This window comes from Terrisporobacter vanillatitrophus, assembly GCF_051148895.1.
Taxonomy (GTDB): domain Bacteria; phylum Bacillota; class Clostridia; order Peptostreptococcales; family Peptostreptococcaceae; genus Terrisporobacter; species Terrisporobacter vanillatitrophus.
This window is the reverse complement of record NZ_CP154625.1, coordinates 2,232,115-2,248,220: the sequence shown is the minus strand read 5'-3', so window position 1 is coordinate 2,248,220 and position 16,106 is coordinate 2,232,115. Positions and strand designations below refer to the sequence as shown.

The window sequence follows — 16,106 nt, the reverse complement described above, 5'->3', positions numbered from 1 at the left end:
GGGAGTTTATGAAAAAAATACCAATTCTATCTATAAAAAATCCTGATAAAATAAAGAATTATTGGCTTAAGGAAAAGAAGACAGTAATTCTACTCACCATTTTTGGGATTTTGTACAATGTGGGAATGGTGGCTAGACCTATTTATCAAGGAAAACTAATAGATGCCTTAATCTCAAAGATTAGTTTTAATAGTTTAATAAATCTAGCACTAATATTTATATTTATTACTTTTATGGTTCAATTTTTCAGATATTATAAAAGATATTATGTGAGACAATTTGCCAATAGAACAACAGCAACTATGAGGTTTATGCTTTATAATAATATCCTACACAAAACAGAAAAAGAACTAAGTGAAGAAAATATGGGAAGTATTATGACAAAGACTATTTCTGATGTGGATGTTTGTGTGGAAGGTATGAGAAAATCTACCACAGAAGTATTTGACACAGGAGTGCTCTTTATATCATATTTAATAACCCTTTTACAGTATGACGGAAAGATAACATTGTATGCTTGTATCTTTATACCAGTTGCCATATTAATTGCAGAAAAGTTAAAAAGAATTATCTTTAAATTTACAAAAGCGTACAGAAGTCAAATATCTAAGGTTTCAGATATAACTTACGATATGATAGACAATGCAATTTTATACAGACTTTATGGTAGAGAAACTGATAACAAAATGATTTATGAAAAAGAATTAGAAGACTTTGAGAGAAAAGCAATTACAGCAAATGTATGGGAGAATGCCATGCAGCCAATTTACAATGTGATTGCCATGGGAGGAATTGTATTTGTCATAATTATGATGGGAGAAAAAGTTTACAAAGGTGATTTTACTGTTGGTGAATTTTCTGCTTATATTTCAATATTTTCTGTTATGGCAGTAAAAGCTAGTAGAATTGCCAGACTATTTAATACAATTCAAAAATCTAGAGTATCGTGGAACAGAATAAAGCCATATTTAAAAGAATACAGTCAAATTGATAAAAACTTAGACAAAATAGAGGAAAAAACAAGAATTGAAGCTAAGAATTTATATTTTAAATATAGTGAAGAGTATATAATAGAAAATCTTAATTTTGAAGGAATAGAAAATCAAATAATTGGAATAACAGGACCTATAGGTTGTGGTAAATCAACCATAGGGAAAATTTTTTTAGCAGATTATGACTATGAAGGCAGTTTAACAATAGATAAGAAAGAACTACGAGATTATAGTGAATATGAAAGAAGTAAAATCATATCTTATTTAGGACATAATCCTCATTTGATTTCAGACACTATTTACAACAATATAACTTTAGGAGATGAGGGTGATATATCTCATGTACTTAATATGGTTTGTTTTCATGAAGATTTAAAATTTATGGAGCATGGAATAGATACCATGGTTGGTAATGGTGGAATAAGACTTAGTGGAGGTCAACAAGCTAGAATTGCTTTAGCAAGAACTCTTTATCATAAAAATAAAATACTAATATTAGATGATCCTTTTTCTGCAGTTGATATGAATACAGAAAAGATCATAATAGATAATTTGAGAAATAACTATAAGGACTGTTTGATTATACTAATTTCCCATAGACTATCAATTTTTAAATACTTAAATGAAATCATATTAATAAATGATGATAAAATTTTGGAATATGGAAGTCACGAAAAATTATTAAATTCATCTAAACTGTATAATCAACTTTATTCTTTACAACAAAGAAAAGAAGGTGATGAAGATGAGTAGTAAGCATATAAAAATCAACAGTAAAGTTGTAAAATTAATAATAAATGTATTTAAAGAATATAAATTACTTACTTTTTTACTTTTTTTCATAATAATTGGAACTATTGGATTTAGTTTAGCAACACCTCAAGTACTAAAATATATTATAGATGATTATTTAACAGTTGGAGGAAAAAATCTGTTATTTCCATCCTTACTATACTTTGCGACAATCGTACTTCTTGGTGTTTTTAATTTTGGAAAAGAAGGAATCATAACTATATTTGGTCAGAAAATCATAAGAAAAATCAAAGAAGAAATGATGATAAAGTTGGAGAAAATCCCTATAGGATACTTGTCTACAAATGAAAGTGGTTCCATAGTATCTCGTTTTTCCAACGATGTGGAAGTTGTAGGTTCATTGTTTACAAGTGGTATAGTTAGCATGTTTGTAGATGCTTTTAAGATTATAGGTATTGTAATCTCTATTTGGATTTTTAGTTATAAACTTGGAATTTTAGTTTTGTTTATAATACCTGTAGTATATTTTTTAACTAGAGAATTTCAGAAAAAAATGTTAACAGCACAAAGATTGTATCGTATCTTAACAGCTAAAGTAAATAACCACATACCAGAAAGTATAAACAATATACAAATGATTAAGTCTTTTGCAAAAGAGGAATATATGGAAGATAAATATGTAGATTACTTAGACGAAAGTTATGAAGCTATGAATAAAATAAACTTCTATGACTCAATTTTTTCACCTATAATTTTGGTACTAAGAGCAGTGGTCATAGCCATAGTAGTAATTTTATCCAGTGATCATTTATCTTTCTTAGGAATTTCCATAGGAACAGTTGCAGCGGCAATAGAGTTAATTAATAATATATTTACACCAATAGAAAATCTAGGGATGGAACTACAAAATATTCAACAGTCCATAGCAGGAATTTACAGAATAGATGAATTCTTAAATGAGAAAGAAGAAACAAAGAAGAATGTTGATTTTACATATGAGAAAATTATAAATAATAACTTAAATATAGAACTTAATAATGTAAACTTTCACTATGAAGAAGGTGAAAATATCTTGGAAAATATATGTATTGGCATAAAATACAAAGAAAGTGTAACTTTTGCAGGAAGAACAGGTGCAGGAAAGACAACACTTTTTAAATTAATTCTTGGACTTTTGGAGCCAAGCAGTGGAAGTGTTACTTTAAGTAATGTGAAAGTTAGTGAAATACCAAATGATGAAAAGCGAAAAATCTTTGGTTATGTGGAACAATCTTTTTCTTTTATTAAGGGAAGCGTAGCAGAGCAAATAAGCTTAAAAGATGAAAACATAAGCAAAGAAGATATAGAAAATGCCATGAAATTTGTTGGATTACATGATTATATAATCACTCTAGAAGAAGGATATGACACATTGGCCGCTCCTCATCTTTTTTCACAGGGACAAAGTCAATTACTATCAATTGCAAGAGCCATAGTAACATCACCACCAATTATGTTATTAGATGAAATTACAGCAAACTTAGATTCAGAAACAGAAGAAAAAATTATTTCTGTACTTAGAAGTGCCTCTTCTGAAAGAACTGTACTTTCCATTTCTCACAGATTATCATCTGTTTTAACATGTGATAGAATAATTAAATTGGAAAATAAAAGTATAGCCATGTAAAAAAATGAAAACAATTAGGAGGATAACTTATGAAACAATGTATGGATTCAGATAATATACACAGAAGAATGAAGAAAATAATAGGTCAGTTAAATGCTGTTGATAGAATGGTCGACGAAGATGTGCCTTGTGAAGATATAATTATGCAAATTAATGCAGCAAAATCAGCTCTTCATAAAATTGGGCAAATAGTTTTAGAAGGGCACTTACATCACTGTGTTAAAGAGGGAATAGAACATGGAGATGCAGATAAAACGATAGAAGATTTCGCAAAGGCAATTGAATATTTTTCAAGAATGTAAAATAATTAAATATAAATTTAATAAAACAAGGTTGTTTAGCAAAAAGCTAATAACCTTGTTTTATTTTTTTAAAAAAAATTTTTTGTTGCCAAAGTATACCCCTATGGGTATAATTAAAGTATACCCAGGGGGGTATACTTTAATAAGGAGGATTGAGTATATTATGAAGAATATATTTAAAGATGAAATAAAAAGAGACATTTTGTCTCTAGTCATATCAGGAATTGCACTTATATTTAGTTTTAGTCATATAAAATTATTTAATTTAGACTTAGCATGGATTTCCATAATATTTTGTGGTATTCCCATAATAAAAGAAGCAATAGAAGGTCTTGTTACAGAGTTTGATATAAAAGCAGATGTATTAGTATCTATGGCGCTTATTGCATCAGTTATAATTGGAGAGGTATTTGCAGCTGGCGAAGTGGCATTTATAATGCAAATAGGAGCTTTCCTAGAAGAATTTACAGTTAGAAAATCACGAAAAGGAATTGAAAAACTAGTACATTTAACACCTACATTAGCAAGAGTAATAGCAAATAATGAGGAAAAATCTATTAATGCAAAGGATGTTAAAGTGGGAGATGTACTTAGGGTTAATCCAGGAGAAGTAATACCAGTGGATGGCGTAATTACAAAAGGTAAAACTTCCATAGACAATTCTATTATGAGTGGGGAATCTATACCTCTTGATTTAAGTAAAGGAGATAGTGTATATTCTGGGGCAGTTAACCAATTTGGATCCTTTGAAATGAAAGCAACAAAGGTGGGAGAAGATAGCTCTATACAAAGAATGATAAAGTTAGTTCAAAGTGCAGATGCTAGTAAAGCAAAAATAGTAGGTGTGGCAGATAAATGGGCAACATATATTGTTATAGCTGCTTTTTCCAGTGCTATTTTAACTTGGTTAGTAACGGGAGAAATAATAAGAGCAGTTACAATTCTTGTTGTATTTTGTCCTTGCGCTTTAGTTTTAGCAACTCCAACTGCTATAGTAGCAGCCATAGGAAATGTTTCGAAACATGGTATTTTAGTCAAGGAAGGAGATGCACTAGAGAGACTTTCACAGGTAAGTAAAATTACCTTTGATAAAACAGGTACTTTAACTTATGGAAAGCCAAAGGTGGAACAGGTTGTAAGTGTGCTGAATAATTTAAGCAATGAAGAACTTTATGAAATAATTGCTTCATGTGAACTGTATTCAGAACATCCTCTTGGAAGAGCTACAGTAGCTTCTTTTAAAGAAAATCACAAAATAGAAATAGATTCTCCACAGGAATTTAAAATAATTCCAGGTAGAGGCGTAATTGCAAAAGTAAATAATAAAAAAATAGTAGCTGGTAATAAACATTTACTTTTAGATGAAAAATTTAAAAGAGACGAAATTAGATTTATTAGAGAAAAATATAAAAATAAAGGTAAATCAATAATTTATATTGGAATAGATGATAAAATAGGTGGTTACGTAATACTTAGTGATACACTTAGAGAAGAATCTAAGTTTATGATAAAAAGTATAAAAAAATTAGGAATAACACCTGTTCTTTTAACTGGAGACAATAAATATGTGGCAGAGAGTATTGCATCTCAAGTTCATATAGAAGAAGTGAAATCAGAATGTTTTCCTCAAGATAAATTAAAGATAATTGAAGATAACCAAGAAAGAGAAAAGAAAATGGTTTGTATGGTTGGAGATGGAATAAACGATGCTCCAGCTCTTAAAAAAGCATTTGTAGGAATTGCCATGGGTGGCGTTGGTAGTGATATAGCAGTAGATGCAGCAGATATTGTACTTGTTAGAGATGACATAGATAATTTACCTCATTTATTAAAATTATCAAAACATATGATGAAAACTATTAAGATAAATCTTGCTTTTTCAATGGGACTTAACTTTGTAGCAGTTATTCTTGCTATGACTGGTATGCTAGGTCCTGTAGTAGGTGCCCTTGTTCATAATGCTGGTTCAGTTTTAGTTATTATGAATTCTGCTTTACTATTAAAATATAATAATAAAGCAAATGAAAATGAAAGATATTTGAAACAAGAAACTTCAAGTAAAAGTAGAGAAGTAAGTTGTTCAAGTTTATAAAAAGACATAAAAAAATCCTTGCTTTTACCGATCAAGCAAGGATTTCAAAATATATTTTAAAAAGGGGTTTTTAGGGAATATATTTATTTGGGGAGTAATCAGTTATTGGGGAAATAACTGCTTATTTATAATAACAAAGTTCGACAAACTTCGCAAGATAAAGTTTTATTTTTATGAAAAATATTTATTAAAATAAAAAGAGTATAAATTGATAAGCTCAATTTATACTCTTTATTTTCATATAGATTAGAATAAGTAAATCTATAAGCGGAGTTCTGTATTAGATAATCATCTTTCTAGGCTTATTGTCACCAATAAGCTCAAGCGTCCTACCAACTGGAAGATGCGAGCAACATCTTTTTTCATCCTAACTTGGACTTGCTCCGGGTGGGGTTTACACGGCTTTCTTCATCACTGAAGAAACGGTGAGCTCTTACCTCGCCTTTTCATCCTTACCACAAAAGTGGCGGTAATTTTCTGTTGCACTTTCCTTAGGATCACTCCCACTAGGCGTTACCTAGCACCCTGCTCTATGGAGCTCCGACTTTCCTCGTGTAGAGAAATCTCTACCCGCGATTATCTGATTTACTTATTATTTAATTGATGTATTAATAATAACATAAAATTTTTTATATGTCTAAATGAAATTATTAAATAAAATTGAAAAATTATACTAAATTTTAAATTTTTTCGATTGTTACCTTAAATAATTCATATTGCTATAATAAATACATTTTTATTTAGTGGGAATATTAAATATAAAAATATATAAAAAAGGAGTTTTATCATGAAAAAAATTTTAACTATTGCATTGTCTACGCTAATGATTTTAACAGTACTCACACCACAAACTGCTTCGATTTTTGCTAAAGAGTATAATAAAAAAGTAGAAGAAGATATAGTAAACATAGCAGTAAATGATGGTAGATTTACCACATTGGTAGAAGCATTAAAAGCTGCAGGACTAGTAGATACTCTTAAAGGTGAAGGGCCATTTACAGTATTTGCACCAACTGATGAGGCTTTTGAAAAATTACCAGATGGAACATTAGAAGATTTATTAAAGCCTGAAAATAAAGATAAGCTTAATGATATTTTACTTTATCATGTAGCTAAAGGTAAATTTGATGCTAAGGAAGTTTCAAATTTGGATGGTAAAGAAATAACTTTAGCAAATGGAAAAACAGCAAAAATTGCTGTAAAGGATGGAGAAGTATTTATTAATGATTCTAAGGTAATTGTCACAGATATTATGGGTAAAAATGGTATAATACATGTGATTGATACAGTATTACTTCCAGAGTAATTTAATAAAATAAAGAACCAAAAAAGTATTTGATGATTTTAATAAAATCATCAAATACTTTTTTATTATAAACTATTAAATGTAAAGAAGTATGAATTGTATGCCTACATAAAGAGCAGAAAGTCCTACTAATGTATATACAATTCTACTTATTGAACTTATATTGCCAAAACTTCCTCCTCCAGCTAATAGAGCAGCCACCAAATCAAATTTAAATAATCCTACTAGTCCCCAGTTTATAGCACCGATAAGAACTAAAGTAAGACAAATATTATAAACTATATCCATTATAATTCCTCCTTAACTAATAATTGTAATTATTCTATGCAAAAAAAGGATAATCATTCAATTATAAGATATAACATTGAATGTTATGTTTAAAATAAAAGGTTAACCTAAAAAAAATATAGGTTGACATAAATAAAAATCATAATTATACTTCTAAATATGAACTTAAAAAATTTAGGAGGATAAAAATGATTGAATTAAAAAATAAAACATGCCAAATAGTTATTTGTGGCTTACTTGCAGCGATGATTGCCATAAGTGCATTTATTCAAATACCAATACCAAATCTTGATTATTTTACACTACAATTTTTATTTGTATTGTTGGCAGGTATGTTACTTGGATCAAAATTAGGAAGCATTTCTGTAATAGTGTATGTTATAACAGGTCTTATGGGATTTCCAATATTTGCAGCAGGTGGAGGAATTACTTATATACTAAGACCTAGTTTTGGATATTTAATTGGATTTATATTATGTGCCTTTGTTACAGGTTTAGTTTGTGAGAAAATAAAAAGCAAAAAAATATTTAAGTACTTAATAGCAGCCTTTTGTGGATTCTTAGTTACTTATGCCATAGGTCTTACATATAAATATTTAATTTTGAATTTTTTCATGGGAACAAAAATACCTTTTGTAGCAATATTACTATCTTGTTTTCCCCTAGACATTCCTGGAGATATAGTTTTATGTATTACGGCTAGTTTCGTAGGTGCTAAATTAAGCAAATATGTAAAAAAAGAAAATGTAAATTATTCTTAATGTTGTGTTCTAGTTTAAAAATTAGTGCAAACATATTTATAAATTATTAAAGATGGCAATTTAAGGGGAGTTAGAATTATGCTTAAAAATATTAGTAAGAAAATATTAAATGAAGAATTAATTAATAAAGATACTGCTTTAAGTTTATTACAATATGATACAGAAGATTTATGTAAAGAAGCTAATAAAATTAGAAAGCATTTTTGTGGTAATGAATTTGATTTATGTACCATAGTCAATGGGAAAAGTGGAAGATGTTCAGAAGACTGTAAGTTTTGTGCTCAATCAAGTCATTACAAATCTGAAATTGAAAGTTATGAATTACTAGATACAAATTCAATAAAAAAAGAATCAATTTATAATTATGAAAAAAATGTAGGTCGTTATTCTGTTGTTACAAGTGGAAAAAAATTAAGCTTAAAGGAAGTAGACTCCTTATGTGACACATATATAGAAATAAGAAAAAGCTGCAAGATTAAATTATGTGCTTCTGGTGGTTTGTTAACTTATGAAGAGTTGTGTAAATTAAAAGAAGCAGGTGTTACAAGATATCATAATAATCTGGAAAGTAGCAGAAGATTTTTCTCACAAATATGTACTACTCATACTTATGATGAAAAAATAGAAACTATAAAAGCAGCTAAAAAAGCAGGTCTTACGGTTTGTTCTGGTGGAATAATGGGTCTTGGTGAAAATATGGAAGATCGTATTGATTTAGCCTTTACTCTTAGGGATTTAGAAATAACTTCAGTGCCTATTAATATATTAAATCCTATAAAAGGTACACCATTAGAAAATAACAAAGTATTAACTTTAGATGAGGTAAGAAAAATAGTTGCCATTTATAGATTTATTTTACCTAATGCACAACTTCGTTTGGCGGGAGGTAGAGGACTTTTAGAAGATAAAGGTTTAAGTGTTTTCTCATCAGGTGCCAACGCTGCAATTACAGGAGATATGTTAACTACTTTTGGAATTACTATTGATGAAGATATGAAAATCATAGAGAAACTTGGATATGAGGTAAAGTGTAATGAATAAGGGTGTATTTATTACAGGTACTTCCACAGATGTGGGAAAAACTTATATTAGTTCTTTAATAGTAAAAGTTCTCAGAGAAAATAATGTGAACTGCGGATATTTTAAAGGAGCTTTAAGTGGAGCATATTTGGAGAACAATGAATTAATACCTGGAGATGCAAAGGAAGTGTGCATCAGGGCAAATTTAAATTGTAACCCAAAAGATTTAGTAAGTTATATATTTAAAGAGCCAGTATCTCCTCACTTAGCAGCGAAAATAAATAATGAATTTATTGAGCTAAATAAAATAAAAGAAGATTTTGATAAACTTAGGAAGAACTACGACTTTATAGTTGTTGAGGGGTGTGGAGGAATTGTTTGCCCTCTAAGATTTGGTGATAAAAAAATAATGTTAACAGATATTATAAAGCTATTAAATCTTCCAATTATTATAGTTGCCAATGGAGGACTTGGAACAATAAATGATACTGTTCTTACTGTGGAATATGCAAAGTCTCAAGGATTTTCAATAATAGGAATTATTCTTAATAACTATGATGAAAGCAATATGATGCATATTGATAATAAAAAAATCATAGAAGAGTTAACTAATATACCTGTTATTGCTTGTGTAAAAGAAGATGATGAAAGTATTAATTTGTCTTTAATCTTTAAAAGATAGAATTATTTTGAAAATCATATTTGTATAAACCTACACTAAAATGGAATAATAAACTTAAAATAAAAAATAATATTATTTCTAAATATAAGGAGTATACATATGATTTTAGATAAGGAAAAATATATAAAAGTTAGATCAGCTCAAGCACAAGGAGCTAGAACAGTCCAAGATGTTAAAGACATGACAGATATAGTTATAGAAAATGACGAAGAATATAGAGAAATTGATAGAGTAGTACAAAATGTTTGCAAGTGTCAAAATGTCTCTGTAAATGAAGTGGTAGCAGCAGTTAAAAATGGTGCACAAACTCTAGATCAAGTTATGGAAGAAACTAATGCAGGTACTGGTTGTGGTAGATGCAAGGGAATAATAGAAAATATTTTAGAAAATAAAAAATAATTACATATTAAAAACCTTAGTAAATAGAAAACTATTACTAAGGTTTTTAATATGTAAATGCGTAAGCTTAAAAAGACCATAGTTTTTAAGGTTAATATATATATCAATTAAATTTATATATCCTACAACTTTATAGAAAATATCAATTTTAATAAATGTTTTTTATATGTTACTCTTATAATGGAATTGAGTTAAATGAAGATAAAAGGGGACAGAAAATGAGTATAAAAATAGATATTATTTCAGGATTTTTAGGTGCGGGAAAAACAACTTTTTTAAATGAATTCATTAAAAACACAGATGAAAAAATTGCAATTATTGAAAATGAATTTGGAGATATGTCTATTGATAGCGATTTAATAAAGGGTGATTTTACAGTAAAAGAATTGCCTTCAGGGTGTATATGTTGTAGTTTAATAGGTGATTTTAGAGAGGCTATATTATCCCTAAGTGAAGAAGTTAGTTTGGATAGAATTATAATAGAGCCTTCTGGAGTTGCCATGTTATCAGACATAATTAAATTGTGCCAAGATATATGCAAGTCTTCAAAAAAAGAAATAACAATCAATAATGTAATAACAATAGTAGATTTGTGTAATTTTTATGAGTATGAAGATAATTTTGGGAATTTTTATTTAAATCAAATTAAAAATGCAAACATTATACTAATTAGTCATTTTAAAGAAGTGAATAAAAATGAAATGGAAGCTATTATAGATAAACTTAGTAACTATAACGAACGTGCATATATAATAGAAGAAGATTGGTATTTTGAAAAAGAATTAAATTTGAAACATTATATTGAAGCTTTAGAGATAAATAGAGTTACTATAAAAGAAAATCTAAAGGATACAAGTAGAATAAAAAAGTTATTGAAATCTACTACAATAGATAAACCTAAGGTTTTCACAGAAAAAGAGTTAAAAAAAGTATTAGAATTGCTAAAAGATAAAAAACACGGATATATATTGAGAGGAAAAGGAATAATTCAAGTTGAAAATGGAAAAACTGTTCATTTTGACTTTACTCCAAAGAGTTATGCTTATGAATATATGGATGAAATATGTAATCCAAAAGTAGTTATAATAGGACTACTTTTAAATGCAAAAGTAATAAAAGAATTATTTTAAATAAAAGTGCAAAATTAAATTCTGATTGTTTTCAAATATGTGATTTTAATACATTAATGTACTAATAATTATGAAAAATAAGGGCTGTGGAGCAAGAATTAAAAGTTGTTGTTCCACAGCCATTTTTAGGATTATTATTTATTTAAATCAGCTAAATCTTTTGCTATATTAGCAGCAACTTTAGCATTGTTATAAACAAGTTCTATATTAGAAGCAAGAGATTTTCCTTCAGTAATAGTTTTTACTTTATCTAATAAGAAAGGAGTAACTTGCTTTCCTCCTATATGTTTTTCTTCAGCTTCTTTTAAAGCAGATTCTATGGCATTATTTATAGTGTCGTAGTCCATTTCGAATTCTTTAGGTATCGGATTAGCTATAACCATACCACCTTTTAGGTTTAAGTCCCACTTAGCTTTTAGAGCCTGAGCTACTTCCATAGAAGAGTCAACTCTGTAGTCAACACCAAATCCTGATTTTCTAGTGTAGAAAGCAGGCATTTCTTCCGTTCCAAATCCTATAACTGGAACACCATGAGTTTCTAAGTATTCTAGCGTTAAACCAATATCTAAGATAGACTTGGCTCCAGCACATATAACAGCAACGTCAGTATTAGCTAATTCTTCCAAGTCAGCAGATATATCCATAGTAGTTTCAGCACCTCTATGAACCCCACCTATTCCACCAGTAGCAAATACTTTAACTCCAGCAAGATCTGCAAGTATCATAGTAGTAGCAACAGTAGTAGCTCCAGTTAATTTTTTAGATATTATAAATGGTAAGTCTCTTCTAGAAGCTTTAACAACATTTTCGCTTGTAGCTAAGAATTCTATTTCTTCTTTAGTTAAACCAACTTTTAAAACTCCATTTATTATAGCTATAGTTGCAGGAACTGCACCATTTTCTCTTATTATATTTTCAACAGTACTAGCCATTTCAACGTTTTGTGGATATGGCATACCGTGAGATATTATTGTAGATTCTAAAGCAACAACTGGTCTTCCTTCTTTAACTGCTGCTTCAACTTCTGGATGTATTTGTAAGTATTTTTTTAACATTATATTAACTCCTTTATTGTTTTATTTATTAAATCCTCACTTAAATTAGGATTGATTGTATTTTTATGAGATAGTGCTAAAATTGATGCTCCAACAGAGAACTTTGCAGTTTGTTCTATATCAAGATCATTCATAAATCCATAAACTATACCAGACATAAATGCATCTCCAGCTCCAGTGGCATTTACTATATCAATTTTTACACCTGGTAGGTGTAGTGTCTTTTCTTTGTTGGCACAATACACACCATCGCTACTTAGTGTTATGAATACACTTTTAACACCCTTTTTTATAAAGTACTCACAAGATTTTTTAGCATCGTCCAAATTTTCTATTTTAATTCCAGATAAAGTTTCTGCTTCATACTTGTTTAATTTCATTCCTTGGAATTTATGAAGTATGTCTTTGATTTTTACACATTTAGCAGTGGATACAGTATCTACAAAAATTGGTAAATGATTGTGATTTCTTGTTATAAAATCTATAGCTTCCTTAGATAAATTAGTATCCAAAACTATAGCCTTAGAATCATCTATGGATTTGTGTTTTGAATGGATGAAAGCTTCATCCAGCTTTTCAATAATATCCATATGACTTATGGCAAGCTGCATATCTTTTGAGTGATTTAATATGGAAACATAAATTGAAGTAGAGTATTCATCTGATACAAAACAATCATTCACATCTATATTTAGATTTTTACACTCAGAAAGAATAGTATTTCCATATAAATCATTTCCTATAGCTGATATAAGTTTAGTATTTACATTAAGCCTACTTAAATTTTCTGCTATATTTCTACCAACTCCACCCATGGATATATCAACCTTGCCAGGGTTAGAGTCATGCATTACTAGAGGATTATTTGGAAATCCTTGAATATCCATATTTGATCCACCAATAACTGTAACGTAATTTTCTTTTCTTAAAATGTATCCTTTGCCCAAAATCTGTCCTTTTTTCATTAAATTAGTTATGTGAACAGCTACAGAAGCACGAGATATATTTAACATATCTGCCAGTTCTTGTTGTGATATCATAGGATTACTTTTTAGGATTTGTAAAATTTCTTTTTCTCTGTAAGTCATTTGATCACCTAAAATTAATATTTGTTTATGTGAATAAACATTTGTTAAGCATATGTTAACATTATTATTTATAAAATACAATACTTTTTTATTAATATTAACAAATAGTGTGTTATAAATATTAAAAATGATAAATGTGTTACATTAATATGATGTTTAATGTTAATAAATGAAATTAGATATATAAAAAATTGTGTATATTGTTTAAAAAAACTATATATGTATTTTAAAAAGAAAATAAGAATATTTATAATAATAGAAGATATTTTACAAATAGGAGGTAATATATGAATAAAAAAGAAAGAAATGAAGTGATTCTATGAAGAGTAAAACTCCAAAATTATTTAAAATAGAAGAAATATATATAGATAAAAATAATAATTCTTTAGGTAGCCGGTTTGACAATCAAGCTACTTGTTGTAAAAACTGTGACATAAATTTTATATTAATAGATAAATACAGTAGAGAATATAGTAACGAAAAAAAAATTATAGCAAAAGTAAAAAAACTTTTAAAAGTAGGTAAGATTATAGCAATTAAAGGACTGGAAGGATTTCATTTTGTTTGTGATGGAACAAATCATAAGGCTATAGCTAATCTAAGAAAAAGAAAAAATATAAAATCAAAATCCCTAGCATTGATGATGAAAGATATAAATGAAGTTAAAAATTATTGTTATATTAATGAAAAAGAAAAGAGTATATTAAGTAGTAGTAAAAAGCCTATAGTTATTTTAAAAAAGAAAAACAATAAGCTTCCTAATAATATTTCATTTAATAGGGATTCATTTGGAGTTATGCTACCTTATACACCTCTTCATTCCATGTTATTTGATGACGAACTAAAAGTCTTAGTTATGACAAGCGGTAATATAAGTGGTATGCCTATGATTTATAAAAATGAAGATGCATTGGAAAAGTTAAAAGATATTGCGGATTTTTTTCTAATTCATAATAAAGAAATTTATGTACCAGAGGAAGATTCTGTGGTAAAAGTGATTTTAAATGAAGAAAGAATGATAAGAATGGGGAGAGGATATACTCCTATTAATTATTATAACCAAGATTATTTTTATGATGATTTTTTAAAAGATAATCATATAAAACAACTATCTGTTTATCATCAACATGCTCATATAGTAAGCTGTATGTTTGAAAATAATATAAGTGAGAAAGTAATAGGATTATGTTTTGATGGATTTACTTATGAAAAAGATAAAAACTTATGGGGAAGTGAATTTTTAATTTGTGATAATAAAAGTTTTAAGAGAGTAGGTCATTTAAATTATATGAAAATGCCTGGAGGGGAGAATGCAGCAAAAGAGCCTTGGAAAATGGCAGTAAGTTTGCTAGAGTCATGGTCTAGAAATAAATCAAATCTGCCAGTGGAAGAACTAATAAGTAATTTAAGTATAAATAATCTTTTTTCTTATATTAAATACAAAAATTATCATACCATATTATACATGATTAAAAACGATGTAAATACACCTCATACTTCTTCCATGGGAAGGTTATTTGATGGAATAAGTGCATTTTTAAATTTTCAAAAGAAGATTTCTTATGAAGGAGAAGCTTGTTTAGAGTTGGAAAATTTGGCAAAAAAATCTATAAATACAAAGGATTATTATAAATTTGAAATTAATTATGAAAATAATCAATTTATAGTTGATACAGATTATATCATAGAAGAAGTTTTTAAAGAGGTGATAAACAACATAAATCCATGTGAAATAGCTATGAAATTTCACAATACTATAGTTGAATTTTCTTTCAGAATATGTCTGTACTTAAGAAAATTATATCATTTAAACATAGTTGCCTTAAGTGGAGAAGTATTTGAAAATGAAATAATTTTTACAAAGCTGTATGAAAAATTGAGTAACAATAATTTTCAAATATTGACTCATAAAATTCTTCCATGTAATGATTCTAGCTTACCTATAGGTCAACTAATAATAAACATGAATAAAGAATTATAATTATTTATAATATGAAATGAATTTAATCCCTTGATATATTTTTTCAGTTATAATGTAAATATATGCATATTTATCAAAGGGGGAATATATATGGAAAAGGAAATAGTATATAAAAGGTCAAGAAGAGATATATTGATGTATTTACTTTTAGTAATAATTGCTGATTTAGGTTGTGCATATATGATGTTGTGTAGCTCTTATATATTAGGAATAATATGTTTAGTTATATTTGGAACAATAACACTTTATCTAATTAAATCATTAATTATACCTAATGCAATTCTTACTGTTAACAAAGAAGGAATTAAAGCAAAGTATACAAAGGGGAAATATATATCTTGGTATGAGATATCTGAAATTTATATTGATAAAGACTCATACAAAGATAGACCAGTAGATGTATTAGCAATTAAACTTAGAAAAGAAGGTGAGGAAGTTAAAAATATAAAATTTCCACAACCTAAAACTAAGGTAAGAGGGGACTACAATGTAAATCTTCAATACTCTGATGGTAAGTTGGAAGATGCATATGCACAAATAAGAGACTTTTATAGAGATAATATAAAATAAATTCAAGCCAAGGATTTTTCC

Annotated in this window: 15 protein-coding genes and 1 other RNA gene; 12 read left to right on the top strand and 4 right to left on the bottom strand. The window is 28.0% G+C overall.

What is annotated here, in order from left to right:
• Positions 1 to 8 precede the first annotated feature (8 nt).
• From TVTCOM_RS11265 to TVTCOM_RS11250, 4 genes are all read left to right on the top strand, one after another.
• Entirely contained in the window at positions 9 to 1,745 is a 1,737-nt protein-coding gene (locus TVTCOM_RS11265; protein WP_434796374.1) for an ABC transporter ATP-binding protein, read from the top strand.
• On the top strand, positions 1,738 to 3,411 hold the full coding sequence (locus TVTCOM_RS11260; RefSeq protein ID WP_434796373.1) for an ABC transporter ATP-binding protein: 1,674 nt from the start codon (positions 1,738 to 1,740) through the stop codon (positions 3,409 to 3,411). The genes TVTCOM_RS11265 and TVTCOM_RS11260 overlap by 8 nt, the downstream gene beginning before the upstream one ends.
• Before the next feature lie 29 nt (positions 3,412 to 3,440).
• A complete protein-coding gene (locus TVTCOM_RS11255) occupies positions 3,441 to 3,713 on the top strand; it encodes a metal-sensing transcriptional repressor (RefSeq protein WP_434796372.1) in 273 nt (90 codons plus the stop codon).
• A gap of 163 nt (positions 3,714 to 3,876) precedes the next feature.
• Positions 3,877 to 5,805, top strand: coding sequence for a heavy metal translocating P-type ATPase (locus tag TVTCOM_RS11250; protein ID WP_434796371.1), 1,929 nt, complete (start codon positions 3,877 to 3,879; stop codon positions 5,803 to 5,805).
• A 248-nt stretch (positions 5,806 to 6,053) separates the two neighbouring features.
• On the opposite strand, the gene rnpB is transcribed toward TVTCOM_RS11250, so the two are convergent.
• Positions 6,054 to 6,397, bottom strand: an RNA gene (rnpB, locus tag TVTCOM_RS11245) — RNase P RNA component class A.
• Positions 6,398 to 6,592: 195 nt separating this feature from the next.
• On the opposite strand from rnpB, the gene TVTCOM_RS11240 reads away from it, so the two are divergent.
• Positions 6,593 to 7,111, top strand: coding sequence for a fasciclin domain-containing protein (locus TVTCOM_RS11240; RefSeq protein ID WP_434796370.1), 519 nt, complete (start codon positions 6,593 to 6,595; stop codon positions 7,109 to 7,111).
• A 75-nt stretch (positions 7,112 to 7,186) separates the two neighbouring features.
• Here TVTCOM_RS11240 and TVTCOM_RS11235 read toward each other — a convergent pair whose 3' ends face one another.
• Entirely contained in the window at positions 7,187 to 7,399 is a 213-nt protein-coding gene (locus TVTCOM_RS11235) for a DUF378 domain-containing protein (RefSeq protein ID WP_434796369.1), read from the bottom strand.
• A gap of 188 nt (positions 7,400 to 7,587) precedes the next feature.
• On the opposite strand from TVTCOM_RS11235, the gene TVTCOM_RS11230 reads away from it, so the two are divergent.
• From TVTCOM_RS11230 to TVTCOM_RS11210, 5 genes are all read left to right on the top strand, one after another.
• Positions 7,588 to 8,160 carry a biotin transporter BioY gene (locus tag TVTCOM_RS11230; protein ID WP_434796368.1) on the top strand — a complete coding sequence of 191 codons (573 nt, stop codon included), beginning with the start codon at positions 7,588 to 7,590 and terminating at the stop codon, positions 8,158 to 8,160.
• Positions 8,161 to 8,238: 78 nt separating this feature from the next.
• Positions 8,239 to 9,201 (top strand): biotin synthase BioB, encoded by a 963-nt coding sequence (gene bioB, locus TVTCOM_RS11225; protein WP_434796367.1) that lies wholly within the window; start codon positions 8,239 to 8,241, stop codon positions 9,199 to 9,201.
• The gene (gene bioD / locus TVTCOM_RS11220; RefSeq protein ID WP_434796366.1) at positions 9,194 to 9,862 is read left to right on the top strand and encodes a dethiobiotin synthase; all 669 of its coding nucleotides are present in this window, start codon (positions 9,194 to 9,196) and stop codon (positions 9,860 to 9,862) included. The genes bioB and bioD overlap by 8 nt, the downstream gene beginning before the upstream one ends.
• 99 nt (positions 9,863 to 9,961) lie before the next feature.
• Positions 9,962 to 10,261 carry a (2Fe-2S)-binding protein gene (locus tag TVTCOM_RS11215; protein ID WP_434796365.1) on the top strand — a complete coding sequence of 100 codons (300 nt, stop codon included), beginning with the start codon at positions 9,962 to 9,964 and terminating at the stop codon, positions 10,259 to 10,261.
• A 218-nt stretch (positions 10,262 to 10,479) separates the two neighbouring features.
• Positions 10,480 to 11,391, top strand: coding sequence for a GTP-binding protein (locus TVTCOM_RS11210; RefSeq protein ID WP_434796364.1), 912 nt, complete (start codon positions 10,480 to 10,482; stop codon positions 11,389 to 11,391).
• A 134-nt stretch (positions 11,392 to 11,525) separates the two neighbouring features.
• On the opposite strand, the gene TVTCOM_RS11205 is transcribed toward TVTCOM_RS11210, so the two are convergent.
• A complete protein-coding gene (locus TVTCOM_RS11205; RefSeq protein WP_434796363.1) occupies positions 11,526 to 12,446 on the bottom strand; it encodes a pseudouridine-5'-phosphate glycosidase in 921 nt (306 codons plus the stop codon).
• On the bottom strand, positions 12,446 to 13,534 hold the full coding sequence (locus TVTCOM_RS11200; RefSeq protein ID WP_434796362.1) for a PfkB family carbohydrate kinase: 1,089 nt from the start codon (positions 13,532 to 13,534) through the stop codon (positions 12,446 to 12,448). The genes TVTCOM_RS11205 and TVTCOM_RS11200 overlap by 1 nt, the downstream gene beginning before the upstream one ends.
• 319 nt (positions 13,535 to 13,853) lie before the next feature.
• Here TVTCOM_RS11200 and TVTCOM_RS11195 point away from each other — a divergent pair, with 319 nt between their 5' ends.
• Both TVTCOM_RS11195 and TVTCOM_RS11190 read left to right on the top strand, forming a co-directional pair.
• Complete coding sequence (locus TVTCOM_RS11195) at positions 13,854 to 15,515, top strand: Kae1-like domain-containing protein (protein WP_434796361.1); 1,662 nt, start codon at positions 13,854 to 13,856, stop codon at positions 15,513 to 15,515.
• Between the two features lie 90 nt (positions 15,516 to 15,605).
• Positions 15,606 to 16,085 carry a hypothetical protein gene (locus tag TVTCOM_RS11190; RefSeq protein ID WP_434796360.1) on the top strand — a complete coding sequence of 160 codons (480 nt, stop codon included), beginning with the start codon at positions 15,606 to 15,608 and terminating at the stop codon, positions 16,083 to 16,085.
• Positions 16,086 to 16,106: the final 21 nt, after the last annotated feature.

Bases quoted from the DNA above. Each gene is read 5' to 3' on its own strand.
- TVTCOM_RS11235 (WP_434796369.1), bottom strand. From the start codon at position 7,399: ATGGATATAGTTTATAATATTTGTCTTACTTTAGTTCTTATCGGTGCT.
- TVTCOM_RS11190 (WP_434796360.1), top strand. From the start codon at position 15,606: ATGGAAAAGGAAATAGTATATAAAAGGTCAAGAAGAGATATATTGATG.
- bioB (WP_434796367.1), top strand. From the start codon at position 8,239: ATGCTTAAAAATATTAGTAAGAAAATATTAAATGAAGAATTAATTAAT.
- bioD (WP_434796366.1), top strand. From the start codon at position 9,194: ATGAATAAGGGTGTATTTATTACAGGTACTTCCACAGATGTGGGAAAA.
- TVTCOM_RS11195 (WP_434796361.1), top strand. From the start codon at position 13,854: ATGAAGAGTAAAACTCCAAAATTATTTAAAATAGAAGAAATATATATA.
- TVTCOM_RS11215 (WP_434796365.1), top strand. From the start codon at position 9,962: ATGATTTTAGATAAGGAAAAATATATAAAAGTTAGATCAGCTCAAGCA.
- TVTCOM_RS11240 (WP_434796370.1), top strand. From the start codon at position 6,593: ATGAAAAAAATTTTAACTATTGCATTGTCTACGCTAATGATTTTAACA.
- TVTCOM_RS11250 (WP_434796371.1), top strand. From the start codon at position 3,877: ATGAAGAATATATTTAAAGATGAAATAAAAAGAGACATTTTGTCTCTA.
- TVTCOM_RS11255 (WP_434796372.1), top strand. From the start codon at position 3,441: ATGAAACAATGTATGGATTCAGATAATATACACAGAAGAATGAAGAAA.
- TVTCOM_RS11210 (WP_434796364.1), top strand. From the start codon at position 10,480: ATGAGTATAAAAATAGATATTATTTCAGGATTTTTAGGTGCGGGAAAA.
- TVTCOM_RS11230 (WP_434796368.1), top strand. From the start codon at position 7,588: ATGATTGAATTAAAAAATAAAACATGCCAAATAGTTATTTGTGGCTTA.
- TVTCOM_RS11205 (WP_434796363.1), bottom strand. From the start codon at position 12,446: ATGTTAAAAAAATACTTACAAATACATCCAGAAGTTGAAGCAGCAGTT.
- TVTCOM_RS11265 (WP_434796374.1), top strand. From the start codon at position 9: ATGAAAAAAATACCAATTCTATCTATAAAAAATCCTGATAAAATAAAG.
- TVTCOM_RS11200 (WP_434796362.1), bottom strand. From the start codon at position 13,534: ATGACTTACAGAGAAAAAGAAATTTTACAAATCCTAAAAAGTAATCCT.
- TVTCOM_RS11260 (WP_434796373.1), top strand. From the start codon at position 1,738: ATGAGTAGTAAGCATATAAAAATCAACAGTAAAGTTGTAAAATTAATA.